Source organism: Tractidigestivibacter sp., from assembly GCF_057241865.1.
In genome coordinates, this window is the sequence record NZ_DBHHPX010000001.1 from 76,393 (window position 1) to 99,674 (window position 23,282).

20 protein-coding genes are annotated in these 23,282 nt (G+C 62.5%); 11 read left to right on the plus strand and 9 right to left on the minus strand.

Annotated features, from left to right (window positions below; genetic code table 11):
- Positions 1-230: 230 nt before the first annotated feature.
- Positions 231-1,115 (minus strand): aldose 1-epimerase family protein, encoded by an 885-nt coding sequence (locus ACO59D_RS00340; protein WP_485125293.1) that lies wholly within the window; start codon positions 1,113-1,115, stop codon positions 231-233.
- Positions 1,116-1,462: 347 nt separating this feature from the next.
- Between ACO59D_RS00340 and pckA the strand changes: the two genes are divergently transcribed.
- On the plus strand, positions 1,463-3,061 hold the full coding sequence (pckA, locus tag ACO59D_RS00345) for a phosphoenolpyruvate carboxykinase (ATP) (RefSeq protein WP_485125294.1): 1,599 nt from the start codon (positions 1,463-1,465) through the stop codon (positions 3,059-3,061).
- Positions 3,062-3,160: 99 nt separating this feature from the next.
- Here pckA and pta read toward each other — a convergent pair whose 3' ends face one another.
- Positions 3,161-4,138, minus strand: coding sequence for a phosphate acetyltransferase (gene pta, locus ACO59D_RS00350; protein WP_485125295.1), 978 nt, complete (start codon positions 4,136-4,138; stop codon positions 3,161-3,163).
- Positions 4,139-4,383: 245 nt separating this feature from the next.
- Here pta and glf point away from each other — a divergent pair, with 245 nt between their 5' ends.
- Both glf and ACO59D_RS00360 read left to right on the plus strand, forming a co-directional pair.
- On the plus strand, positions 4,384-5,586 hold the full coding sequence (glf, locus tag ACO59D_RS00355; RefSeq protein ID WP_485125296.1) for a UDP-galactopyranose mutase: 1,203 nt from the start codon (positions 4,384-4,386) through the stop codon (positions 5,584-5,586).
- A gap of 125 nt (positions 5,587-5,711) precedes the next feature.
- The gene (locus ACO59D_RS00360) at positions 5,712-6,746 is read left to right on the plus strand and encodes a glycosyltransferase family 2 protein (protein ID WP_485125297.1); all 1,035 of its coding nucleotides are present in this window, start codon (positions 5,712-5,714) and stop codon (positions 6,744-6,746) included.
- Positions 6,747-6,821: 75 nt separating this feature from the next.
- On the opposite strand, the gene ACO59D_RS00365 is transcribed toward ACO59D_RS00360, so the two are convergent.
- From ACO59D_RS00365 to ACO59D_RS00375, 3 genes are all read right to left on the minus strand, one after another.
- Complete coding sequence (locus tag ACO59D_RS00365) at positions 6,822-7,796, minus strand: P1 family peptidase (RefSeq protein ID WP_485125298.1); 975 nt, start codon at positions 7,794-7,796, stop codon at positions 6,822-6,824.
- Between the two features lie 32 nt (positions 7,797-7,828).
- A complete protein-coding gene (locus tag ACO59D_RS00370; RefSeq protein WP_485125299.1) occupies positions 7,829-8,473 on the minus strand; it encodes a Maf family protein in 645 nt (214 codons plus the stop codon).
- A gap of 128 nt (positions 8,474-8,601) precedes the next feature.
- Complete coding sequence (locus ACO59D_RS00375) at positions 8,602-8,787, minus strand: ferredoxin (RefSeq protein WP_130812202.1); 186 nt, start codon at positions 8,785-8,787, stop codon at positions 8,602-8,604.
- Positions 8,788-9,181: 394 nt separating this feature from the next.
- On the opposite strand from ACO59D_RS00375, the gene ACO59D_RS00380 reads away from it, so the two are divergent.
- The 5 genes from ACO59D_RS00380 (at position 9,182) to ACO59D_RS00400 (ending at position 12,806) form a co-directional block, all read left to right on the plus strand.
- Positions 9,182-9,622 carry a hypothetical protein gene (locus ACO59D_RS00380; RefSeq protein WP_485125300.1) on the plus strand — a complete coding sequence of 147 codons (441 nt, stop codon included), beginning with the start codon at positions 9,182-9,184 and terminating at the stop codon, positions 9,620-9,622.
- 26 nt (positions 9,623-9,648) lie between these two features.
- Positions 9,649-9,927, plus strand: coding sequence for a hypothetical protein (locus ACO59D_RS00385; RefSeq protein ID WP_130812199.1), 279 nt, complete (start codon positions 9,649-9,651; stop codon positions 9,925-9,927).
- A gap of 9 nt (positions 9,928-9,936) precedes the next feature.
- A complete protein-coding gene (locus tag ACO59D_RS00390; protein ID WP_130812198.1) occupies positions 9,937-10,233 on the plus strand; it encodes a hypothetical protein in 297 nt (98 codons plus the stop codon).
- Positions 10,234-10,345: 112 nt separating this feature from the next.
- On the plus strand, positions 10,346-11,155 hold the full coding sequence (locus ACO59D_RS00395; protein WP_485125301.1) for a hypothetical protein: 810 nt from the start codon (positions 10,346-10,348) through the stop codon (positions 11,153-11,155).
- Complete coding sequence (locus tag ACO59D_RS00400; protein WP_485125302.1) at positions 11,148-12,806, plus strand: Mbeg1-like protein; 1,659 nt, start codon at positions 11,148-11,150, stop codon at positions 12,804-12,806. Before ACO59D_RS00395 ends, ACO59D_RS00400 begins: the two co-directional genes overlap by 8 nt.
- A 35-nt stretch (positions 12,807-12,841) precedes the next feature.
- Here the strand turns inward: ACO59D_RS00400 and rlmD are convergent, their stop codons facing one another.
- Complete coding sequence (rlmD, locus tag ACO59D_RS00405) at positions 12,842-14,170, minus strand: 23S rRNA (uracil(1939)-C(5))-methyltransferase RlmD (protein WP_485125303.1); 1,329 nt, start codon at positions 14,168-14,170, stop codon at positions 12,842-12,844.
- A 3-nt stretch (positions 14,171-14,173) separates the two neighbouring features.
- Positions 14,174-16,912 carry a polyphosphate kinase 1 gene (ppk1, locus tag ACO59D_RS00410; RefSeq protein ID WP_485125304.1) on the minus strand — a complete coding sequence of 913 codons (2,739 nt, stop codon included), beginning with the start codon at positions 16,910-16,912 and terminating at the stop codon, positions 14,174-14,176.
- Positions 16,913-17,057: 145 nt separating this feature from the next.
- Between ppk1 and ACO59D_RS00415 the strand changes: the two genes are divergently transcribed.
- Both ACO59D_RS00415 and argF read left to right on the plus strand, forming a co-directional pair.
- A complete protein-coding gene (locus ACO59D_RS00415; protein WP_130812193.1) occupies positions 17,058-18,308 on the plus strand; it encodes an arginine deiminase in 1,251 nt (416 codons plus the stop codon).
- A 104-nt stretch (positions 18,309-18,412) separates the two neighbouring features.
- A complete protein-coding gene (gene argF, locus ACO59D_RS00420; RefSeq protein ID WP_485125305.1) occupies positions 18,413-19,408 on the plus strand; it encodes an ornithine carbamoyltransferase in 996 nt (331 codons plus the stop codon).
- 988 nt (positions 19,409-20,396) lie between these two features.
- Here argF and trpS read toward each other — a convergent pair.
- Positions 20,397-21,446, minus strand: a complete 1,050-nt coding sequence (gene trpS / locus ACO59D_RS00425; RefSeq protein ID WP_485125306.1) for a tryptophan--tRNA ligase — start codon at positions 21,444-21,446, stop codon at positions 20,397-20,399.
- A 212-nt stretch (positions 21,447-21,658) separates the two neighbouring features.
- Here trpS and ACO59D_RS00430 point away from each other — a divergent pair, with 212 nt between their 5' ends.
- Positions 21,659-22,264, plus strand: a complete 606-nt coding sequence (locus tag ACO59D_RS00430) for a 5-formyltetrahydrofolate cyclo-ligase (RefSeq protein WP_485125307.1) — start codon at positions 21,659-21,661, stop codon at positions 22,262-22,264.
- Between the two features lie 20 nt (positions 22,265-22,284).
- Here the strand turns inward: ACO59D_RS00430 and aroQ are convergent, their stop codons facing one another.
- Positions 22,285-23,223 carry a type II 3-dehydroquinate dehydratase gene (gene aroQ, locus ACO59D_RS00435; RefSeq protein ID WP_485125308.1) on the minus strand — a complete coding sequence of 313 codons (939 nt, stop codon included), beginning with the start codon at positions 23,221-23,223 and terminating at the stop codon, positions 22,285-22,287.
- Positions 23,224-23,282: the final 59 nt, after the last annotated feature.

A 23,282-nucleotide genomic window follows, 5' to 3' on the forward strand; every position in this document is an offset into this window, starting at 1 on the left:
GAAAGCGGCGGGGCCCGACGGTTGTCGGGTCCCGTTTGTGTGGCGGAATCCCAAGGCTAGAGTGCGGGGAGCTGGGATTGAACCGTGGATTCCGGACACTTGGCCTGCCGTAACGGCCTGCCGTAACCGTCCAAAATCTACGAGACGGATAATAACTCGAGGGGTTTCGCCGGTTAGACATGCCTAAACGGCGAAAAGCCGCAGCAATTTCGTATCGCCCGGACCGGAGTCTAGAACGGCGATACGGAGAACTCGTAGGAGACCTTCTCGCCCAGGTCGAGGGACTCCATGCTGCGCTTTTCTTCGAAGATGTCAGACTCGTCGTAGCAGGTGGCCACGCCGCGCCAGGGCTCAACCGCCACGAAGGGCGCGCCTGGGGCAGACCAGACGCCCAGGTAGGGGAAGTCGTCAAAGTCAAGCTCTACGCCATGCCCGCTCTTTGTCCCCAGGAGGGTGACCGTACGACCGGGCACGTCCTGGAACGTGAGCGTGAGGTACTTGTCGAAGAGCCCGTGCGAGAGGGGCAGGGCGTCTGTGTCCTTCAGGACCGTGAGGGGATGTTGGAAGTCACAGAGGCCATCGGTGTCGATGGCAGGTGAGGCGGCAGTCCACGGGCGGGCGAAGTGCAGCTCGTAGTCATCGAACGTCTCGCCGTTGGTGTTGGGTGCCGGTACGTTGAACGCTGGGTGTCCGCCGAGCGTGAAGGGCATGATCTCGTCGCCGGTGTTGGTGACGGTGTATCGCTGCGCCATGCGCCCCCCGTCAACTGCGTAGGTCATGTTGAGGCGGAAGGCATAAGGGTAGGCCCGCATGGTCTCTGGGGTGCTCTCGAGCTCGAAGGTCACGGAGTCCTCGGTCTGCTCGACAATGCGGTGCTCGCAGTTTCTGGCAAGCCCATGGCGACCAAGGCGAACCTCGCCGGCCGCGCTTTTTGCAACGCCGTTGCGTAGGCAGCCCACGATGGGGAAGAGGATGGGAGCCCTTCTCGGCCAAAACCGCTCGTCGCCCTGCCAGAGGTACTCGCTCCCGTTGAGCTTGAGGCTCATGAGCTGCGCACCCATGGAACCTATCGAGGCTTCGAGTGCGTCTTTGCGTATCGTGGTGATGGTCGACATCGCTTCCCCCAAACGTCGTGTGCAAACCCAATGGATACCTGGCCAAAGCCAACCGATATCCCCTTTGTCTATTCCCAAAATCCGGCGTTGCGCACGTGCCGCGTCGCAATCATTTCGTCACTTCCATCCCGATGGGACGGAAGTTCACCAAAGGTTCGTCAAAATGCCGCGATTGTTAACAAATGGTCACTCGGGCGGGGCTGCGGGTAGAATCAAATGTCGGGTGTGGCGCCCCAGGGGTCTAGTCCCGTGTGGCAGCCAATCCTGCGGTGTATGCGCCCTCGCTGCGCAGCCGCTTGCATGCTTGTCTTTGTTCGGCGCACGTTAGCTGCACCTAGGAGGTCCGCATGGTCGTTGAGGAGCTTGAGCAGTATGGGATTCACCACACGGATGACAGGACGGCAATAGACCCGTCACCGGCTTGTCTGATTGAGAAGGCCGTCTCGCGTGGAGAGGGCATTCTCACCAGCACGGGCGCGCTTGCGGTCACCACCGGCAAGTACACGGGCCGCTCGCCTAAGGACCGCTTCGTCGTGGACACCCCAGACGTACACGACAGGATTGCCTGGGGCAACGTGAACGTGCCCTTCTCCGAGGAGGACTACCAGCGCGTTCACGACGAGGTCATCTCGTACCTGTCCGAGCGCCGCATCTTCATGGTCCGCGGCATCGCCGGCGCGGACAGGCGCTACTCTCGCAAGATCTTGGTCCTGACCGAGCTTGCCAGCCAGGCGCTCTTTGCGCACCAGATGCTCGTGCGCCCCACCGAAGAGGAGCTTGCCAACTATGGCCGCGCGGACTTCGTTGTCATGGCGTGCCCCGGCCTCAAGCTCGACCCGGCAGTGCACCACACCCACTCCGAGGCCGCCGTCATTATCAACTTCAAGGAGCGTGTGGTTCTTATTGCCGGCACGCAGTACTCCGGCGAGATCAAGAAGTCCATCTTCTCGGTCATGAACTACCTGCTCCCCGTTGAGGATAACGTGCTTACCATGCACTGCTCCTGCAACATGAACCCCCGGTCTCACGGCACCACGGTCTTCTTTGGCCTTTCTGGCACCGGCAAGACCACGCTCTCCGCGGCTGAGGGCCGTCTGCTCATCGGTGACGACGAGCACGGCTGGGCTAAGGATTCCGTCTTCAACATCGAGGGTGGTTGCTACGCCAAGACCATCCGCATCTCCGAGGAGACCGAGCCGCAGATCTGGCATGCCATCCGCTTTGGCGCCCTGTGCGAGAACGTCGTGCTTGATCCCAACAGCCGTGTTGCCGACTACGACGACGACTCCTTGACCGAGAACGGCCGCGTTGCCTACCCGGTCGAGTTCATCGACAACGCCGTGGTCAAGGGCCGTGCCAAGCGTACGCCCGATGTCGTGATCTTTCTCACCGCCGACGCCTTTGGCGTGCTTCCGCCCATCTCAAAGCTGGACGAGAACTCCGCCATGTACCACTTCATGACCGGCTTCACCTCCAAGGTCGCCGGCACCGAGCGTGGCATCAAGGAGCCCACGCCCACGTTCTCCTCGCTCTTTGGCGAGCCGTTCATGCCGCTTGACCCCATGGTCTACGCCAAGATGCTCGGCGAGAAGATCAAGCACAGCGGCACGCGCGTCTACCTCATCAACACCGGTTGGTCTGGCGGCTCCTACGGTACCGGCAGCCGCATCAAGCTCAAGTACACGCGCAAGATGGTCGAGGCCGCGCAGTCCGGAATCATCGACGACTCCGAGTTTGTCCACGACGAGCGCTTCAACCTCGACGTGCCTGCGAGCTGTCCGGGTGTGCCCGACGAGCTGCTCAGCCCGCGTAGCACCTGGGCTGACAAGGACGCCTACGACGCCACGGCCGAGAGGCTTGCGCAGATGTTCGTCGACAATGCCGAGAAGCGCCTGCAGTCGATGACGCCTGAGGTTCGCGCTGCCGGCCCGCATCCGCTGGGGTAATACGGTTAGCCTGGCCTGTCTCGTGCGCGCTATAGCCTGCCGCCCCGGCACCGTGCCGGGGCGGCAACTTTCAAGCAGCAATGTCGGGAGGGGGATGCCCTACCCGGCCATCTGCGCCTGGACGGCGGTGATGGCAACGACGCCCACGATGTCTTCGGCAGAGCAGCCGCGCGAGAGGTCGTTGACGGGCCTGGCGATGCCCTGGAGGATGGGGCCGTATGCCTCGGCGCCAGCGAAGCGCTGGACGAGCTTGTAGCCGATGTTTCCGGCCTCGAGGTCGGGGAAGACAAGCACGTTGGCGTGGCCGGCGACCTTGGAGCCAGGGGCCTTGAGCTCGGCGACGGCCGGCACCAGCGCGGCGTCAAGCTGCAGGTCGCCGTCGACGGCAAGCTCGGGTGCCTTCTCGTGCGCAAGCGCGGTGGCCTCCTGGACCTTGGCGGGAACGTCGCCCTTGGCGGAACCCATGGTGGAGAAGGAGAGTATGGCAACCTTGGGCTCGGAGCTCATGTACTTCCTCCAGGAGTCCGCGGAGGCGATGGCAATCTCGGCGAGCTCGTCTGCCGTGGGATCAATGTTGAGGCCGCAGTCGGCGAAGAGCAGGGTGCCGTCCTCACCGTACTCTGCCTTGTCCGTGCACATGATGAAGAACGCCGAGACGAGCTTGGTGCCAGGGGCGGTCTTGAGGATTTGGAGTGCGGGGCGCAGCGTGTTGGCGGTGGAGTGGCATGCGCCAGAGACCAGGCCGTCGGCGTCGCCCATCTTGACCACCATGGTGCCGAAGTAGGTGGCATCGTTCATCTGCGCCATCGCCTCGGGCAGCGTGATGCCCTTCTTCTTGCGCAGCTCGGCAAAGGCGGCGGCGTACTCGTCGTGCCTCTCGGCCTTGCGGGGGTCGATCACGGTGACGCCGGGGACGTCGATCTTCTCGGGGTCACCAAGGATGACGAGGTCGGCGATGCCCTCATCTACGATTTGGCGCGCAGCCGCGATGGTACGCGGGTCTTCGCCCTCGGGAAGGACAATCGTCTTCTTGTCGGCCCTCGCGGCCTTCTTCATGCGGTCAAGAAACTCGCTCATCAGTGCTCCCTTTGTACTAGCGTATTCCGAATACCTTCCCAAGCTGGCCTTGTGCGGGCTATGACCTGGAGATTGTGCGGCCAATACCCACCGCCTGCAGGGGGACCATACGTATTATAGGAGCGAGTGTTAGAATCAACAGCCAGATTGGGTTGTGTTGTGCCTCGCACATGCGCTCAGTTCTTGTTTGCCGCCTTTCGCGGTTGGTGTAACGGGGCCCCGCGGGGCGCTTGGGAAGGACATTCATGGGAATCGCAAATGGTCTGCCTGCCGGCTTCAACCCAGACGCGTATGACGCCATCATCGTGGGCGCGGGCTATGCGGGTGCCGTCTGCGCCCGTCGTCTCGCCGAGGCGTGTGGCATGAAGGTGGCCGTCATCGAGCGGCGTGACCACATTGCCGGCAACGCCTACGACTATGTGGACGATGCAGGCATACTGGTGCACAAGTACGGCCCGCACATCTACCACACCCTGAACGACCGCGTGAATCAGTACCTCTCGCGCTTCACGGAGTGGACGGGCTACCAGCACAGGGTCCTCGCCAACATCCACGGGACGCTCATGCCCGTGCCCTTCAACCACGCCTCCCTCAAGCTCGCCTTTGGTGACGAGAGGGGAGAGGCGCTCTACCAGAAGCTCGTGGCAACCTTCGGCGAGAACAAGAAGGTCCCCATCATGGAGCTGCGCGAGAAGAACGATCCCGAGCTCTCCGAGGTAGCTGATTACGTGTACGAGAACGTCTTTCTCCACTATACGATGAAGCAGTGGGGCAAGACACCCGACCAGATTGACCCATCCATCACCGGTCGCGTGCCTGTGTTTGTGGGAGATGACGATCGCTACTTCCCCACGGCCAAGTATCAGGGCATGCCTGCCGAGGGCTACACGAAGCTCTTCGAGAACATGCTCAACCATGACCTGGTGTCGGTCTTCCTCGGTGTGGACGTGCGCGACATCCTCAGGGTGGGCACCTCGAACGTCCTCGTCTGCGGGCACCCCTATGGCGGGGAGATCGTCTACTCCGGTCCGCTTGATGAACTCTTTGGGCTTGACCTCGGCGCGCTGCCGTACCGCACGCTCGACATGCAGTTCGAGACCCTGCCTATCGACCAGTTCCAGCCGGTGGGCACCGTCAACTACACCATCTCCGAGGACTTCACGCGCATCACCGAGTTCAAGAACATGACCGGCCAGGTGGCTCCCGGTCGCACCACCATCATGCGCGAGTACTCCAAGGCCTACATGCCCGAGAGCGGACAGACCCCGTACTATGCCATCCTGGAGGACGAGAACCTCGAGCTCTATCGCCGCTACCGCGAGCGTGTCGCTGGCATTCTCAACTTCCACTGCGTGGGCCGTCTTGCCGAGTATCGCTACTACGACATGGATGGCGTGGTTGCCTCTGCGCTAAGCCTCTCCGACGAGCTCATTCAGGCACATAACTAACGCAACTTCATGGGGCGGGGCCATTGCCTCGTCCCCATTGTGTGCCCGCACGAGTGCCTTGGGCTGGGCATCGTGGCCGCGCTTGCCTACACATACGCTTACACGAGTCAGGACGGAATACATACATGGAGAAGACCATCACCTTTGGCGTCCCGTGCTATAACGCGGCGGCATATATGGACAAGTGCATCACGTCCATCCTCGAGGGGTCGAACTATGCCGAAGACGTGGAAATCGTGATTGTGGACGATGGCTCCACCAAGGATGACACGCCCCAGAAGGCCGACGACTGGGCCGCGTGCTACCCCGACATCATCCGTGCGGTCCACCAGGAGAACGGTGGCCACGGAAGGGCTGTTATGGCAGCCGTGGGTGCCGCTCGGGGCGCCTACTTCAAGAACATCGACTCTGACGACTGGGTTGACGCCGAGGCCCTGCAGCGCCTGCTCACCACGCTGCGCCGCTTTGGCGAGTTGGGCGACCCGGTGGACCTCGTGATCACGAACTACGTGTACGAGCACGTGGAGGACGGCGCGCAAAACGTCATCGACTACCGTCGGGTGCTTCCTGCTGACCGTGTGTTCACCTGGGGCGAGATTGGCCGCTTCAAGAAGACGCAATATCTGCTCATGCATGCCCTCACATATCGCACCAAGACCCTGCGCTCGGCCAACCTCGAGATGCCGGCCCACACCTTCTACGTGGACAACATCTACGCCTACGTGCCGTTTCCCAAGTGCCATACCTTGTATTACCTCGACGTGGACCTCTATCGCTACTTCATTGGGCGAGAGGACCAGTCCGTGAACGACGTGGTGCTCACGAGCCGCGTGGATCACTACTGGCGCGTTGCCCGTGTGATGTGGGAGGCCTACCACCTCTACGATGACGTGCAGCCCCGCAGGCTTCGCGAGTACATGATGGGCTACTTCACGATCATCATGGCGATTTGCTCGGTCTTCTCGAAGAAGTCCGACAGGCCCGATGCCGAGGAGCGGCTGCAGAGGCTCTGGTCAGACCTCAAGGACTACGACCCCAAGATGTATCGCCGTGCTCGCCATGGCATGGTGGGCATCGTCACGAACCTGCCGGGCCTGGTTGGCAAGGACATCACGCTCTGGGGCTATCGCGTAGCCCAGAGACATGTGAAGTTCAACTAGGGGCCTGCGGCCCGCAGGGGGTTCTATGGGGTCCGATGTGGCGTGGCTGCCAGCGGGGCAGCTGCGTCGTAGGAGTTATGCCAAATCGCGGGCAGCAGGGAGGCCGTATGCCCCAGTTGCGCTCCTGGCACCGTCTGCGATGGCACGCTCAAGGGCACGTGTGGCGAGAACTCCGACTAAATCTACCTGCGCCCCGATTTCGCCTGTGGCCATCACGAAAACCGTGTCCCCATCGTTGGTGGTATGCGTTGGCCTGATGGCGTGCGCGTAGGCGTCCGCTGCCATCTGGGCAACCTTTGTGGCTTGGGCCTTGGTGAGTCGCGCGTTGGTGACCACGCACGAGATGGTCGTGTTGGCCCTGCGGTCGAGGGGCATCTGCGCGGTAAGCGAGAGAAGCTCTTCATCGCTGCTCGCAAGGGCGGTGCCGTCTGTCGTGCGGATGCCGGCGATTGGGGTGCCGGTTGTGGGGTCAACCACGTCTCCACAGGCGTTCACAACGGCTACCGCGCCACAGACAAGTGCGCCCGCCACCTCGACGTCCTCCCCAAGCCCGCCCTTCATGGCACGCTCTGGCCCGCCGAGTTTGCCCACGGTGCAGCCCGTGCCGGCACCCACGTTGCCGCGTGCAAGGAGCTCTCCCGCATCCTCGAGTGCAAGGCGTGCAGCCCTCGCACCGTCTTCTGCCGTGGGTCGTACGTGTGGGTCTCCGCAAGCCAGGTCGAAGACGCAAGCGCCGGACACGATGGGCACTACGCCCACGCCCACGTCGAGGCCAATGCCGTGACGCTCCAGCTCCTCTGCGACGCCACAGGACGCTGCGAGGCCATATGCCGACCCACCCGAGAGCACTATGGCATTCAGTGTCTGGACAGTCTCCTCTGGCCTGAGAAGGTCTGTCTCACGCGTCGCGGGCGCTCCTCCACGCACGTCCACGGCGCCCGTCGCCCCCTTGGGACATACGATGACCGTGCAACCGGTTCCAGCCTTGGCATTGGTCGCATGCGCAGCGAAGATTCCCGGAATCTGGGTGATGCTCTCGATGTGCTCCATGGGGGTTCCTCTCGTCCTGGAATGCGGGTCTGTCAGTGGTAATTGCGAATGTGCGATGTCTTGCCTTCTAGGCAGCTGGCGACAAGGCCGCTTCTTCCGAGAAGCGACTCGAGTTCCCGCACGACGCGAGCCACCGGCAGCCCCACGACGTTTGCCCAATCGCCCTTGATGTCGCTCACAAGGAGTCTGCCGCGTCCCTGAATGCCGTAGGCACCAGCTTTGTCCATGGGCTCGCCAGAGGCTATGTAGGCATCGATCTCATCGTCTGCGAGGGGAAAGAACGAGACGCGCGTGGTCTCGACAAAGGAGCGGTTGGCCAGCACCTGCGCATCATGGTCCAGGTGCATGAGGCAGACGCCCGTCGAGACGTGGTGCGCGCACCCCGAGAGCCCACGAAGCATCGTGCGTGCGGCCGTTTTGTCTTTGGGCTTTCCGAGGACGTCTCCGTCTTCGGTCCACACGATGGTGTCTGCGGCGAGAAGAACGTCTTCGGTAGCGGTACCTGCAAGGGAGACGCGAGTGGCCTCGGCCTTCTGGCGGGCCAGACGTTCTACAAGATGCGTTGGCGTCTCTGCGCACCGGCGGGCCTCGTCGATGTCTGCGGGCATGATGGCGAGCGAGAAACCCGCCGCCTCAAGGAGCTGACGCCTCCTGGGCGATTGAGATGCCAGGTACATGTGTTTCCAATCTCTGGATTCTGTTGTTCGTACCGTAGCATAAATGGGGCAAGGGCCGAGAGACACAAATCGAGGGGGCCGCTTCTGCGACCCCCTCGATTGCGCCGATGCCGTATGGGCCGTATAGGCTACTCGATGGTGATGGCGGAGACGGGGCAGTTGTCTGCCGCCTCCTGGGCGCCGTCCTCGGCGTCCTCGGGTACGTTACCCTCAATGGCGTGTGCTACGCCGTCGTCGCCAATGCTGAAGACGTCGGGGCAGGTACCCTCGCAAAGACCGCAGCCGATGCAATCCTCGTTGACAGAAGCCTTCATGTTGCGTTCCTCTCACTTGGCTGTTTGTCCTTGGGCCTCTTACCCAAGGTCCTAATCTTTTTACACGTTTCCGTTGCGGTATGCAATGCAAATCCGTCTGCGGTAATAAAAGTCCCGTGAGCCAAGAAAGACCCTTTGAACTGCGGTTTATTCCTAGCTGAGCAGGGGGATTTACGAGTCGCTCGAGTGGTGCTTCTGGATAGGCAACTCGGTGAGCCTTCCCTTAAGGCTGTTGAGACCGGCACTTCCCTCATATGGGTGAACAGTTTCTTATGTACAATAACCTCAAGACGTCAGCTTATTGGATCCGTTCTGAATGAGGGGGCGTCCCATGCGAGTCAGAGGGTATTGCCGGCCATGACCTTGCCCCGCCTTCGCGACAAAGGAGGTTCCTATGCCCAGCCTTGCCATGCTGAACGGACAGCTGGATGCCTGCACGGGCCACATGGCGGAGCTCGAACGGAACATCGAGGACCTGTCGGAGTTCCGGCACGAGGTGTCGATGTCCTCGGGGTACTTCCAGGATCAGCTCTTTGATAGGATCTGCGTTGTCCAGCGGGCGGCGGAGGTTCCCGGAGTGCGCATTGGCCAGAAGTATGCCGAGCGCATGGGGAATCACCTGAGGTGTGAAATGGGCCGGAGGGTCTCGATGGTCTTCGATGACATCGAGTGCAGGGTGCGGTCCATGCAATATCGCCTGGAGGACGAACTCGAGCAGGAGCGCCTTCGGGCGTCGTGGCTCCGAGACGAGATTCGCGCAGAGAGGGTGCGGGAGCGTGCGGAGCAGGCAAGGCTCGAGGCAGAGGAGCAGGCCAGACGCAGGGCGATGCTCTGACGGTGTCGCAGAGGGGGTTGGTGAGCATGGATCTCAGGATTCTCGACAGCGAGGTCTCAGACAACGTGAAGAGGGTCATGCAGAGCGCGGCGGCCCTCGTGGAGATTGGCGAGCAGTACAACGCCATCCTGCGCGCCCTCGCCGTCGAGGGCATTGCCTCAGAGCGATTCGCTTCCGCGGTAGAGTCGGTGATTCCAATCGTCTCCGGAGCTGGTGCGGCCCTTGGGGAGTCCGTGTCGCAGCTGGCGCCGAGGGCCAATGACCTCATAGCCAACCTTGACGAGGATGACGCACTCTTGGACTAGGGGGATATGATGACTGGCTCCGGGCAGATATCAATAACGTCGGCAAGCATTGACGCCGCGATTGCTGGCCTCCGTCGGCTGGAGGCGAGGGCATCGGAGGTGGCGTGCGACGCCTGCGGGTTCGACTCGTCCACGGGTGCCGGGGTGGACGCCGTCGCTTCGGTTGGTGGCGCTGTGGGCGCCTATGCCGAGGCCCTGTCGTCGATGATCGGACGTACGGCCGATTTCGTGGCCAACGCCCGCGACGAGTTCCGGACGGCCGACGGGGCCGCCGCGGGGCTCGTCGGGCGCCTGGGGGGCGAGTAGGGTGGCGCGCCGGGGGCTGGCGGTCGCCGCCGCGCTGGCGGCGGCGCTTGCGCTGCCGGGCAGCGCCGGGTGCGCGGCGCTGCGTGGGTGCGGGGCCCAGGGGGGAGAGGGCGTGGGCGAGTGGAGGCCGGACGTGGAGAGCGACGAGGTCACCGAGAGGGACCTTGAGGCGGCGAGGCACCTATCGGCGCCCGACTGGGTCGTGGAGGGCCTCGAGCGGGCTCTCGCGGACGGCACGGACTGGATAGGGCTCGGCTACGACTTCGACTCCGCCTACCGCACCATCCGCCACGCCGAGTTCGCGGAGGACTACCTCGCCGCCCGCTACGGGGAGTCCTTCGCCTGCACCTACGCGGCGGTGCCGAGCGGCGTCCTCAAGGGGGAGACCGTCGCCACCCTCACCGTCACGACCGGCCCCGAGGCCGGCTCGGAGGTCAGGGCCAGCTTCTACGGCGAGGGAAGGGCCCCGCTTCAGTGGGAGGACGACTACCAGATAGTCCTCGTGCGCGACGAGTGGGACGCTGAGGTTACCGCATCATTTGACGAGGCCTTCGGCGACCTGCCGGAGGGGGAGAGGGTTCTGAGGGAGACGATAACCGACTCCTATTACTATGGGGATCACCCCGGGGCCAGCTTCGATGTGGTCAGGTCGGAGGTCGGCGGCGCAATCGGGGCATACGTGTCGGCGGAGTCGGGCATCACCGAGGCGGAGCTCAGGGACCGCGTCGAGCTCCTCTGCTCGAGCCTCGCCGCCAAGGGGCTGGACGTCCACGTCTACGTTGCGAGAATTGGAGTGCCCACCGAAGGGGCAGCCTTCACCTTCGATTTCATCAGAGATCACGAGGATGACGAGGGGCTAGTGACATGGGAGTTCAGGCTCGACTCCACCCTCGGCTACGAGGGGGCGAGCGGGGATGTCTGAGGCGGAGGACCTTGCGGTGCTCAACACGCTCATCTACGAAAAGGGTTTCATAAAGGCCTATAACGATTTGTCTGGGCAGAAGGGCACCGAGGCTCACCCATCCGTAACGCTAGAAGACGTGCTAAACAAGATACTCTCTGATCCGATGGCCTATGGCGCCCATGACGAGTTCATCACCGATGAGCAGTACTGGAGTCTCGTCGAGCACGCGGCCAGCACGGACTCCATCAGTAGCCTCACGGTGGTCGACCTCACCGCCCCGGGCACGACCGCTCCCGGCACCGACCTCCCGCAGACCAGCTACAACATGACGCTCGTGGGCGACGAGAAGATGTACGTGGTGTTCAGGGGCACGTTCAGCGGCGAGTGGGCCGACAACATGCGGGGACTCTACCAGTCGGACACCCAAGCCCAGGTCGCGGCGAGCGAGTACGTGACCGCGATGGACTCCCGCTATGGCGGCGGGCGCATCGTCGTCGTGAGCGGCCACTCCAAGGGCGGGAACAAGGCGATGTACTCGGCCATCACCAACCCCGCCGTCGACGGATGCTACTCGTTCGACGGTCAGGGATTCGGGCCGCAGTTCCTCGGGAAGTACGCGCGCGAGGTGGCGGAGCGCCGCGGCATCATACACGCGTACAACTACGAGGGCGACTTCGTGAGTGCCCTTCTCGAGCCCGTTGCCGGGGAGACCCACTTCACCGAGCGGCACGAGGAGGGCGTGGTGCCCGTCCTGCTCTCGATTTTTCGCGGCGATGCCGCCTTCCTCCCGGAGAACCACGCACCGATATCGCTCTTCGCAGACACCAGGGATTTCTCGCTGGACGTGTCCGGCACGCCCAGCGACTACTGGCGCACCATCAACGGCTTCACCTCCTGGGTGGTCCACAACCTGCCCGCGCACCGGCAGGAGGCGGTCGCCGAGTTCCTTGGAGGGTGCGCGGACAATCCGGGAGACGTTGCCCGCATCATCGGGGAGGACCCGGAGGCCGTGGGGACGCTTGTGGCCTGCCTGGGCGGCTATCCCGGCTCGGCGCTCCTCCTACAGCAACTCCTCGGCACCGACCCCGACCTCGACGGGCTCGCGGACCTTCTCGTCGTTGGGGGCCTCAGCGTGCCCATCGCAGCCGACGTGTCCCTCGACACCCTCGTCTGGGCGCTCAAGGATGACCGCACGCGTGCGCTGGCCATCCAGTGGCTGCTCTCGTTCCTGGGGATAGAGGTCGACACCGTATGGCTTGCCAGGTTCGAGGCGGCGGCGAGGTCCACCCAGTCCGACGTCGAGCGCGGGGCTGCGGGCGCATCCACCGTCGCCGTAAGGCGGGAGGAGCTGCGCGACTGGTCGGAGGGGCGCCTGCGTGAACTCATGGCCATAGCTGACGAGGCCGACTGGGACCTGCAGTGCGACATCACCCAGTGGGATTCGCTCGGACGTGTGGAGGGGCTTCTCGGTGCCGATGCCTCGGGTTGGCAGGACGAGATCCACTCCTGCCTGAGGAGGCAGCTCTACGAGAACGACGCCCTCAAGTGCGGCATCTGGCAGGCGTTCCAGAGAGCCTCCGAGCACGATGCCCAGTTCGCCTCAGCCATAGGGGACATGCCCGGGGCCATTGCCGATGCTGCCGCGCAGCTCGACGGGATCCTGGCGTAGGCCGTATCGCTTGCCAGAAGAGGCTCGCCGAGCGCCTACCGCCGCATCCGCTTGAGAATCGTCACGTTCTCAACGTGGAAGGTCTGCGGGAAGAGGTCGACGGGCGTCACTCTCACAGGTTCAAAGACCCCCTCATCACGGAAGCGCGCGAGGTCACGGGCGAGTGTTGCCGGGTCGCATGAGACGTAGGCAATGGCGCGTGCCGGCTGGTCTGAGAGCATGGGGACCACGTCTGCGGCAAGTCCCGCCCGCGGCGGGTCGACGATGATGATGTCCGCGTCGGCATCGGGAAACTCAATGCCCGCGTCGCCGCCGATGGGGTCGACGTTCGTGAGGTTTGCAGCGCTGAGGTTGCTTCGCAGGTCGCGTACGGCTGGGCCGTACGACTCGACGGCCGAGACAAAACCTGCCTTTCTGGCCAAGGGCAACGTGAACGTGCCGGCGCCGCAGTAGAGGTCCATGGCCTCGTCGTCCTCGGTGGGGGAGAGACCCTCCATAACCAGCGAGACGAGCTTGTCAGCACCCCTCGTGTTCACCTGGAAGAAGGACGGTGCCGAGACACGCATGGACTCGTTGCCAACAAGCTCGCCCCACGAGCCCTTGCCCGAGAGCCGCTCGATGCCCGCAATGCGACGAGCCTTGGCAGGTCCCTTCTGCATGACGCGCACGACAGAGGTCACCTTGGCGGCGTCCCCCAGCACCTTCGCTACCTGCGGGCGTGGGAAGGGGCCAGGTGAGCCCCATAGGGCCACCTCGAGCTCCTTGGTGCGGCGAGAGGCGCGCACGCCCACGCGCTCGAGCCCAAGGTCACGCGAGCCCGCAAGGAAGTTCATGGAACCCTGAACGGCCTTGACGACGCTCTTGAACTTCGAGTCGAGAAGCGGGCAGGAAGGGACCTTCACCACGCCAGCAGAACCCGCGGCGTGCATGCCCACAACGGTGCGCCCACGCTGGGTCTCGACGGCAAGCTCGACCTTGTTGCGATAGCCCCAAGGGTCACCCGGGGCAACGATGGGTGCCACCAGGGCGTCGGCTTCGTCAGGAGAGAAGTGCCCGAGGCGCACGAGGGAATCCACGACGCCTGCCCGCTTGGCCGTAAGCTGTGCCTCGTAGGAGAGGTGAGCCCAGGGACACCCCCCGCACACGCCTGCAAACGGGCAGAGGGGCGTCACGCGGTCGGGCGAGGCCTCAAGCACCTTGGTCACGTGAGCGCGCGAGAAGCGGGCCTCCTCGGCGTCCGTCTCGGCCTCAACGGTGTCTCCGGGAACTCCCCCCGTCACAAAGACGGTCTTGCCGTCAGCGTCGTGGGCTATGGCCTCAGGGCCATAGCCCATTCGCTCTATCTCTAGTGTTCTAGTCGTCATTCCCTAGCCCTCATCCATGGGTCCACCAAAGAGTATGCCAAAGCCCTTGCCAATAAGCGAGAATGCCGTGGACACGCGGCCGCGCTTTTTCTGTGGGACGGGCGCAGGCTCGTGCACGCGTTGCGGTGCGGGCTTGGGTTCGGGCTGCTTCCGGACTTTTGGTGCAGCCTCGGCCTCGGATGCCCCCGCTGTGGGTCCCGAAGCGCCGGACCCCTCAACGGGTGTTGCGATGCCGGCATGGGCGTCCTTGTCGCCTGCCTCCTCTGTCACCTCGGCTACCTCGGCGCTCTCCGCGGCGGTGAGCACGCGCTCGGCAATCCGGGCTGCACGCTCTTCCTCAAGCTGCTCGGCCTCCTCACGCATCTCCTCGCGCTCGGCGATGCGCATCGAGGCCTCAGGCGTGGGGTCGGTAGACGCAGCCAGCCTCTCGATGACGCGGGGGTAGTCGTAGCCACCCGTAGCGGGCAGTGAAGAGAGTGCCTGGGCAAGGCCGTGCGGGATCTTCTCGATGCGCGAGAAGGGCGTGAGCTTGTCTGCCTCGTGTTTGGCGCGCGCACGCACGCGGGCAAGGGCGAGCAGGACCTCCTGACTGTTGATGGCCGGCTCGTCCTTATCGCGGGGCACCTTCTCCCAGGTGCCCTCGGAGGTAAGCTGACGGGCCTTCACGCTATCAGCAAGCTGGAGGTTCACGAAAGTCGTGACCAGGGCGCGGCACGTGGGGTCAAGCACGGGATAGGCAATCTCGACGCGGCGCTCGGTGTTTCTCGTCATCATGTCAGCGCTGGAGAGATAGATCGTATCGGACTCGGCACCAAATGCGTAGACGCGGGCGTGCTCCAGGAAACGGCCCACGATCTGGCGTACGACGAGGCCGTCGGTCTTGCCGGGGACGTTGGCACGGATGCAGCAGATGCCGCGCACGATCATGAGGACGTGCACGCCCGCCTCGCATGCCTCGGCAATCTTGTCGATGACGTCGCGGTCGGTGAGGGAGTTCATCTTGAGGAAGACCTGGGCGGGCTGACTGGCGCGGGCGCGCTTGATCTCTCGGTCGAGGCCGCGCATGACAAGCGGCTTGAGGCTCACCGGTGCAACGCCCAGGAGCTGGTAGGAGCCGCGGAGATTGCCCAGGGAGAGATTGCGGAAGAAGGTGTTTCCGTCGGTGCCGATAGTGGCGTTGGCGGTCATGAGCATGAAGTCCGAGTAGAGCCTGGCGGTCTTCTCGTTGAAGTTGCCCGTGCCCAGGCAGGTGATGCGGCTGATGCCTGCGGTATCATGGTAGGTGATCTGGCAGATCTTCGAGTGGCACTTGAAGCCCTCGGAGCCGTAGATGACGGTACAGCCCGCGTCCTCGAGGCGCTCTGCCCAGGCGATGTTGTTCTCCTCGTCAAAGCGGGCGCGCAGCTCCATGAGGACGGTCACGTCCTTGCCGGCCTCGGCTGCGGCAATGAGGCTCTCGCAGAGGTGACTGCTCTTGGCCACACGATACAGCGTGATCTTGATGGAGATGCATCGGTCGTCTGCAGACGCCTCGCGCACCAGACGAAGGAGCGGAGACATGCCCTCGTACGGGTAGGTGAGAAGGACGTCGTGGTCTTCGACCTGCCCACGCATGGGAAGCCTGGGGTCGACCATGGGGGAGGGCTGGGGCTCGAAGGGCGGGAAGACCACGGCAGCGTGAGCCCAATCGGGAATCTTGTCCTCGAGGCCGTAGACGTAGCCCAGTCCAAGCGGCATGGACACACGAAAGACGCGGCGCTCCTCCAGGCTAAGCTCCTCTGTGATGAGCGTCTCCCACTTGCGACTAAGCTCTCCCGAGACCTCAAGCCGCACCGGCTGCAGGCGTTGGCGCAGCTTGAGGATCTTCTTCATGTGTTGACGGTAGTCCTCCTCCTCCTCGACGCCCTCGCCGTCGGGGTCGATGTCGGCATTGCGCGTGACGCGCAGCACGGCAGACTTCTTGGGTGCGTAGTCGCCAAAGCTGCGGTCGAGAAACGTGCGCATGACGTCCTCGATGAGGGTGTATCGGAAGGTGCGGGCGCTGGACGGGAGCGCAACTACGCGCTGCTCGGATGCGGGGACCTCAATGATGCCCAGGACACCGGCCTCGTCGGGGCCGTTGAGCGTGCATGCCACGAAGAGGCGGCCGTTCCTCAGGTTGGGGAAGGGATGGCGAGGGTCAACGATCATGGGGGAGATGATGGGTGCCAGATGCGCATCAAAGTACTTCGAGAGGGAGCTGCGGTCCTCTGGCGTGTAGGCGTCGGGCGAGACGCGCTGGAGGCCGTGCTCGGCAAGCTTGCCCTCGACGAGCGCAAGCGCTTCCTGCTGGCGGCTTACGTCTGCAGGGAGCACGGCAAAGACGTCGTCGAGCTGCTCGGCGGGCGTCTTGTTCGATTTGTTGTCGCGTGGTTGGTTCTTGAGGGAGGCAAGGTCGGAGAGGCCACCGATGCGGATCATGAACCACTCATCGAGGTTCGACCCAAAGATGGCGCAGAACTTGAGTCTCTCGAAGAGAGGGACGGACTCGTCGAAGGCCTCGTCAAGCACGCGGCAGTCAAAGCGTAGCCAGCTCAGCTCACGGTTCTGTGTGTAGGAGAAGTCACGCTTACGGCGGGCCCCCGTCCCGTCTTTCTCGGTGGCGTCGTCTGCGAACTCGGCCGCGGCCCTTTTGAGGGCCGTGTCTCGAGCGTCAGCCTTCTTGGTCGATGGCTGGGGTGCGGAACTCTGCGTACTGGACATTTCCATCCCTCCCGTGCGCGGTGGCGCGCGAATAGGTTGATTGTTCTCGTCATGATTCTAGCAGGGCGGAAAAGGACGTTACCGCTTTCATGGGGTATCGTTTGTATGGCAGGGTCAAGCTTACGGGAGCATTACGGAGGGCGCGATGACGAGGGGCCTCAACATTGGCTCGGAGATAGGCGAGCTGCGCAAGGTCATGCTTCATAGGCCCGGTGACGAGCTTCTCAACCTCTCGCCGGATAACATCGGCCGGCTTCTTTTTGACGACATCCCGTTCCTTGAGACAGCCCAGGCCGAGCACGACCGCTTTGCTCAGATGCTTCGCGACGAGGGCGTTGAAGTGCTTTATCTGGACCAGCTGGTGGCAGAGGCCCTTACGGCGGACCCCTCTATCCGCGGGGAGTTCATCCGCGACTACGTTGCCGAGTGCGGCATTGACGGCCCCGGAGTGCGAGAGGCCGTGCGTCAGCGCCTGGAAGGCATTGGCAATCCGCTTGAACTGGTCAAAAAGGCAATCACTGGCGTGCGTTCCGACGAAGTTGACCTTTCCTCCGTGAAGGACGCATCGCTTGCAGACGTGATGGAGGCGGGTGGCGGAGAAGACAGCCCCATCCTTGTGGACCCCATTCCCAACGTTTACTTTACTCGAGATGCCTTTTCGGTCATTGGTGGTGGAGTGAGCCTCAACCGCATGCGCTCGGCCACGAGGCGCCGCGAGTCCCTCTTCGGGCGCTACCTCTTCACATGCCATCCCGAGTACAAGAACGTGCCCATCTGGTACGACCCCGCAAGCCCCTATCATATTGAGGGCGGCGACATCCTGGTGCTGAGTCCCTCCGTGGTTGGCGTGGGCATCTCCGAACGCACGCAGCCTGCCGCCATCGACCGGCTGGCGAGGCACCTCCTCTGGAGTGAGGACTCTCCGGTGAAGGCCGTCTATGCCTTCTCGATTCCCCACAAGCGCTCGTTCATGCACTTAGACACCGTATTTACGCAGGTAGACGTTGACACCTTCACGGTGCACCCCGGAATCTTGGGCACGCTCAAGGTCTTCTCGATTACGCGGGGGCCACATGAGGGCGAGACGCGCATCTCGCAGATGGAGGGGACGCTCGATCAGGTGCTAGCCGGAGCCTTGGGGCTTCCTGCCGTGCGGCTCATCAAGTGCGGGGGGGACGACCCCATCGCCGCTGCCCGCGAGCAGTGGAACGATGGCTCCAACACGCTTGCGGTGCGTCCCGGGACCGTGATGGTCTACCAGCGAAATGCCGTCACCAACGACATCCTCTATCACGAAGGCGTGAACCTCCTCGAGATTCCGTCCGCCGAGCTCTCTCGTGGGCGGGGAGGTCCGCACTGCATGAGCATGGCGTTCTGGAGGGATGCCGTGAAGTAGGCGTGCGGTTGCTTCTTCTTGCCGGCGAGGGGTTAGACTGGTCCATGTTGTCCGTTCTGTGGACACCGCACCCCTTGTCCCGCTAAGGGAAGAAAGGACCGCCAATGGCCGTCAACCTCTCTGGACGCAACTTTCTCAAGCTGCTCGACTTCACGCCCAAGGAGATTTGCTACCTTCTCGACCTCTCTGCCGACCTCAAGGCAAAGAAGCATGCGCACGAGCCGCACCGCTATCTCGAGGGCAAGAACATCGTCCTGCTCTTCGAAAAGACCTCCACGCGCACTCGCTGCAGCTTTGAGGTTGCCGGGCATGACTTGGGCATGGACGTGACCTACCTCGACCCCGGCTCGAGCCAGATGGGCAAGAAGGAGTCCATCGAAGACACCGCCAGGGTGCTTGGCCGCATGTTTGACGGCATTGAGTACCGCGGCTACGCGCAGTCCATCGTGCAGACGCTTGCCGATTATGCTGGCGTTCCCGTGTGGAACGGCCTGACCACCGAGTTCCACCCCACGCAGATGCTTGCTGATGTCCTTACCATGCGCGAGGAGTTTGGCGCAGACCTTGCTGGCCGCAAGCTCACCTTTATGGGTGACGCAGGCAACAACGTGGGCAACTCCCTCATGGTTGTATGTGCCAAGCTCGGCATCGACTTCTGTGCCTGTGGCCCCGCCAAGCAGATGCCCGCGTCCGAGCTCGTCGAGCAGTGCCGCGCCATTGCCGCCGAGGCTGGCTCCACCATCACCCTCACCGAGGACGTGGACGAGGGGGCGCGCAACGCCTCCGTCATCTACACGGACATCTGGGTCTCCATGGGCGAGCCCGATAGTCTCTGGGCCGAGCGCATTGAGCTCCTCAGGCCTTACCAGGTTACGGCTGACGTTATGGCCAAGGCAGCGCCCGGTGCCATTTTCATGCATTGCCTGCCCAGCTTCCACGACCGTCACACCGCCATTGGCGAGGGCATCTACGAGAAGTTCGGCCTCCCCGAGATGGAGGTCACCAACGAAGTCTTCGAGGGACCACGCTCGCGAGTCTTCGATGAGGCCGAGAACCGCATGCACACGATTAAGGCCGTGATGTACGCGACGCTCAAGTAGGCCGTACGCAGTTGGAGAAGGAGACTCAGGAGAGGTTCGATGGGATGCTTGCGGAATGCGCGTCCTGCCTGCGGCGTATCGGCCTTTCTCCGCGGGAGTACCTGCCGGCCGTGAGGCTTACGCACAACCGCACTCGGATTGGGAGCTGCAAGAAGCTGCGTGGTGGGCGTCGGCCACTCTTTCAGATTTCTTGCTCCGTCGATGCGTGCGAGACCGATGCTCAGATGCGCGATATTCTCTTCCACGAGCTCATCCACACACTCCCAGGGTGCTTTGACCATGGGCAGCACTTCAAAGATGCGGCGGCGAGGGTTAATGCTGCCTATGGGTCTGACGTGCGTGCGACGCGTCGTGAGCCCGCGCGGCGGGTGCCCGAGGCTGCGCGAGCCCAGGTAGAACCTCTTGTTGGCGCATTTCTCGATGTACGCGGGAAGCGCTATCAATTCGTTGGCCTGAACAATCGTCCCAAGCGCTACTGCAATCTGCGTGATGCGCGAGGTCGTGTCTACGTTTGCGCTCCGGCCTATGTGTTGGCGCATGTTGCAGCGGAGGGAAGCCACGGTAGGGCCCTTTGCTGAGGGCTATATTTAGGGCCGAATGTCAGATGGCAAGACCTCGACTTTCACGAATTGACGGTTGGTGGCAGTTTTTGGCAAATCCTTGATATGAGTCTGTCGAGGTCGCAAATCTCTGACCTGCAAATCATCAACAGTTGAACTTCTTGATACTCGGTCCGTCCCGATAAAACTGCCACCAACCGTCAATTCGTGAAATGGGGTATCCCCGAAGGGAGCCTCAGACGGGGCATTCCCCTATGGATGTGTTGCGGCGCGTCACACAATCGTGCACGAATGTGTGACGCGCGCAGGATGTCACAGAAACGTCGACGAATGTGTTGTGGTCCGCAACACATTCGTGGGTTGGCTACGCAGCAGGCATGCTCGTGAACAGAAGGCCATGCTCGTCCGGCCGTGCGCGATTCTCGCTACTAGTACACCATTCCCATGGCCTCGCGGACCTGGTTCAGCGTCTCATGGGCAACCACGTTTGCGCAGCGGTTGCCATCATGCAAGACATCCTTCACGTAGTCGAGGTCGCCCGCTAGTTTCTCGCGGCTCTCGCGGATGGGGGCGAGATACCCGTTTACAACCTCCGTGGTATAACGCTTGAGCTGGCCCGCACCACCCATACCAATCTCCTCGGCAATCTCCTGAGGGTCACGCCCGCTGCAGATCCCGGCCGTGGTGAGCAGCGCCGATACGCCCGGGCGGTTCTCGGGATCAAAGGTGATGTTACGCTCGGAATCGGTCTGGGACTTCTTGATGAGCTTGGCCGTCTCCTCTGCCGTCATCGAGAGCGAGATGGCGTTGCCGTAGGACTTGCCCATCTTGCGTCCGTCGAGGCCGGGAAGGAGTGGCGTTGAGGTGAGAAGGCCCGACACCTCGGGAAACACTCTGCCGTAGCGCTCGTTAAAGCGGCGCGCAATCTTTGAGGTGATCTCGATGTGGGGAAGCTGGTCGCGGCCCACGGGTACCACGTTGCCCTTGCAGAAGAGAATGTCACATGCCTGGTGTACGGGATAGGTGAGGAGAAGGCCGGTGAGGGCGTGGCCAGAAGCGGCCTGCTCGGCCTTCACGGTGGGGTTACGCTCCATCTCGGCTTCGGTTACAAGCGAGAGGAACGGGAGTATGAGCTGGTTTTCCTCGGGGACCGCCGAGTGCGTGAAAATCATGGTCTTCCCGGGGTCGATGCCGCAGGCAAGGTAGTCGATAACCATGTTGTACACGTTGTCGCGGACGTGCTCGGTGGTGTCGCGGTCGGTGATTACCTGGTAGTCGGCAATCACGATGTTGGTGCGAACGCCAAGGTTCTGGAGGCGCACGCGCTCCTTGATGGTGCCAAAGTAGTGCCCAAGGTGCAGGCGACCCGTGGGCCTGTCACCCGTGAGCATGGTGTAGTTCTCGGGGTGATTGGGCAGGTCGGCCTGGATCTGGTCGCTGCGCTTGAGTGCGGCTTCATAGCTTCCCTCGTTGGGCATGATGTCTCCTGGTTCTTTTCTGGTCAGTACCACGGTGCGGTGCGTGCATTCATAGGTTCCTATGTTACGGCAACAACGCATATCTATAGGTCGAGGGTTTCATCAGTGTGGTTACATTTGGTTGCGCATCGCAACATTGCTACTCGGGCAATAATGCCATGGTTGGGCGGATTATGCGGTAAAGTATGGGCAAGCAGGAGAAGGAGGATAAGGTGGCAAGTTCCCAAGGTTCAGACGCTGGCAAGACTGCTCTCCGCGAGGAGTATGTGCGCATTCGCACCCGAATGTCTTCCACTGTCCGCGCCTCCGTAGACGCCCATATTCTCTTGAGGCTTGAAGACCTGCCCGCTTGGAAAGAGACGTCTCTCGTTCTCACCTATGTCTCGTTTGGTAGCGAGGTCGATACCCATGCACTCATGCGCTCTGCCTGGGCCTCGGGCAAGCAGGTGGCAGTTCCCCGGTGTCGTTCCTCTCGCATGCTCGACTTTTACGTGATCTCTTCTGAGGATGACCTTGAGCCTGGGCTGCGCGGTCTTATGGAGCCGTCATCCGATTGTGGGCGTCCTCTTACGCCAGCCCAAATGGTTGGCTCCGTATGCATCGTGCCCGGCCTGGTCTTTGATGCCGATGGATACCGCATTGGCTATGGTGGCGGCTGCTACGACAGATTTCTCGCTTTCTACCCGGGCGAGAAGATCGCGCTGGTGCGCGCACGGCAGCTCTCGGGCAACCCGCTTCCCAGAGGCGGGCATGACGTGCCTGTCGACTGGCTGGTGAGCGAGCCTGCCACGTGGTGCTGCAACCCTCTGGTGCGATAGGCGACCGCAGGCTCTTGCCGCTAGGCGTCCTTGTCCGCTGGATGCTCGCGAAGATACGTCGCCATGTCCTTGATGGCCTTGCGGTAGCCCTCGAGCCCCATGCCAACGATGGTCTCGAAGCAGGCTGTGCGAACGTAGGAGACCTGACGGAAGGCCTCGCGCTCGTCTACCTTCGAGATATGGATCTCGATGGCGGGGATGGCAACGGACTTCAATGCGTCGAGCAGGGCAACCGAGGTGTGCGTGTATGCCGCCGGGTTGATGATGATGCCATCGAACTCGCCGTAGGCGGCTTGGATAACGTCGACAAGGTCGCCCTCGTGGTTCGACTGGAAGCAGCGACACTCGGCAAAGCCCTCCTCGCAGGCGGCCTTGCGACACAGGCGCACAAGGTCGGCATAGGTCTTGCGGCCATAGATCTTGGGCTCGCGCACGCCTAGCATGTTGATGTTGGGACCGTTGATTACCATGAGACGTCCGATCTCGGCACCATTTGTGGCCTCGAGAAGCGAGGCGAGCTCGTCCATGTCATCCGCGTCTTCGCCATCTCCATCATCAGGCATCTCAACGCGGCAGGAGGCCAACGGCTTTTTGGCCGCGACGGCAGCGCGAACCGCCTTGGGGATGGGTGCGTGGCCGTTTATCTGCACGCTTATAGAGTCCTCAGGGGCAGAAGAGAACTCCCGGAATGCCGAGTAGCTAGGCTTAATGCCGGTGAGCTGTATGATGTCGTCGCTGACCTCGGTGATGGAGCCCGGTCCAAAGACAATCTCGACTCCGTTGGGACCGCGACGGACGGTTCCCAGAACGCCCCTGATTGAGCGAAGCTTGTTCATGTCGACGAGGTCGGGCCTATCGGTGAGAATCCTGAGCCTTGTCATGCAGATGTCATTTGCTGTGACGTTGCCCTTGCCTCCGAGTGCATCAAGAACCTGCTCGGCGACACCCGTCTTTGCCATTGTGATAAACCTTTCGACACGCGACGCGCTGCTCCAAGAAGGCCTTCCTAAGGCTCTTC

Excerpts from the sequence above, each read along its gene's own strand:
- pckA (WP_485125294.1), top strand. The coding sequence starts at position 1,463 with ATGGTCGTTGAGGAGCTTGAGCAGTATGGGATTCACCACACGGATGAC.
- ACO59D_RS00360 (WP_485125297.1), top strand. The coding sequence starts at position 5,712 with ATGGAGAAGACCATCACCTTTGGCGTCCCGTGCTATAACGCGGCGGCA.
- ACO59D_RS00385 (WP_130812199.1), top strand. The coding sequence starts at position 9,649 with ATGGATCTCAGGATTCTCGACAGCGAGGTCTCAGACAACGTGAAGAGG.
- ACO59D_RS00380 (WP_485125300.1), top strand. The coding sequence starts at position 9,182 with ATGCCCAGCCTTGCCATGCTGAACGGACAGCTGGATGCCTGCACGGGC.
- ACO59D_RS00365 (WP_485125298.1), bottom strand. The coding sequence starts at position 7,796 with ATGGAGCACATCGAGAGCATCACCCAGATTCCGGGAATCTTCGCTGCG.
- argF (WP_485125305.1), top strand. The coding sequence starts at position 18,413 with ATGGCCGTCAACCTCTCTGGACGCAACTTTCTCAAGCTGCTCGACTTC.
- ACO59D_RS00340 (WP_485125293.1), bottom strand. The coding sequence starts at position 1,115 with ATGTCGACCATCACCACGATACGCAAAGACGCACTCGAAGCCTCGATA.
- ACO59D_RS00370 (WP_485125299.1), bottom strand. The coding sequence starts at position 8,473 with ATGTACCTGGCATCTCAATCGCCCAGGAGGCGTCAGCTCCTTGAGGCG.
- rlmD (WP_485125303.1), bottom strand. The coding sequence starts at position 14,170 with ATGACGACTAGAACACTAGAGATAGAGCGAATGGGCTATGGCCCTGAG.
- trpS (WP_485125306.1), bottom strand. The coding sequence starts at position 21,446 with ATGCCCAACGAGGGAAGCTATGAAGCCGCACTCAAGCGCAGCGACCAG.
- ppk1 (WP_485125304.1), bottom strand. The coding sequence starts at position 16,912 with ATGTCCAGTACGCAGAGTTCCGCACCCCAGCCATCGACCAAGAAGGCT.
- ACO59D_RS00390 (WP_130812198.1), top strand. The coding sequence starts at position 9,937 with ATGACTGGCTCCGGGCAGATATCAATAACGTCGGCAAGCATTGACGCC.
- aroQ (WP_485125308.1), bottom strand. The coding sequence starts at position 23,223 with ATGGCAAAGACGGGTGTCGCCGAGCAGGTTCTTGATGCACTCGGAGGC.
- ACO59D_RS00415 (WP_130812193.1), top strand. The coding sequence starts at position 17,058 with ATGACGAGGGGCCTCAACATTGGCTCGGAGATAGGCGAGCTGCGCAAG.
- ACO59D_RS00400 (WP_485125302.1), top strand. The coding sequence starts at position 11,148 with ATGTCTGAGGCGGAGGACCTTGCGGTGCTCAACACGCTCATCTACGAA.
- glf (WP_485125296.1), top strand. The coding sequence starts at position 4,384 with ATGGGAATCGCAAATGGTCTGCCTGCCGGCTTCAACCCAGACGCGTAT.
- pta (WP_485125295.1), bottom strand. The coding sequence starts at position 4,138 with ATGAGCGAGTTTCTTGACCGCATGAAGAAGGCCGCGAGGGCCGACAAG.
- ACO59D_RS00375 (WP_130812202.1), bottom strand. The coding sequence starts at position 8,787 with ATGAAGGCTTCTGTCAACGAGGATTGCATCGGCTGCGGTCTTTGCGAG.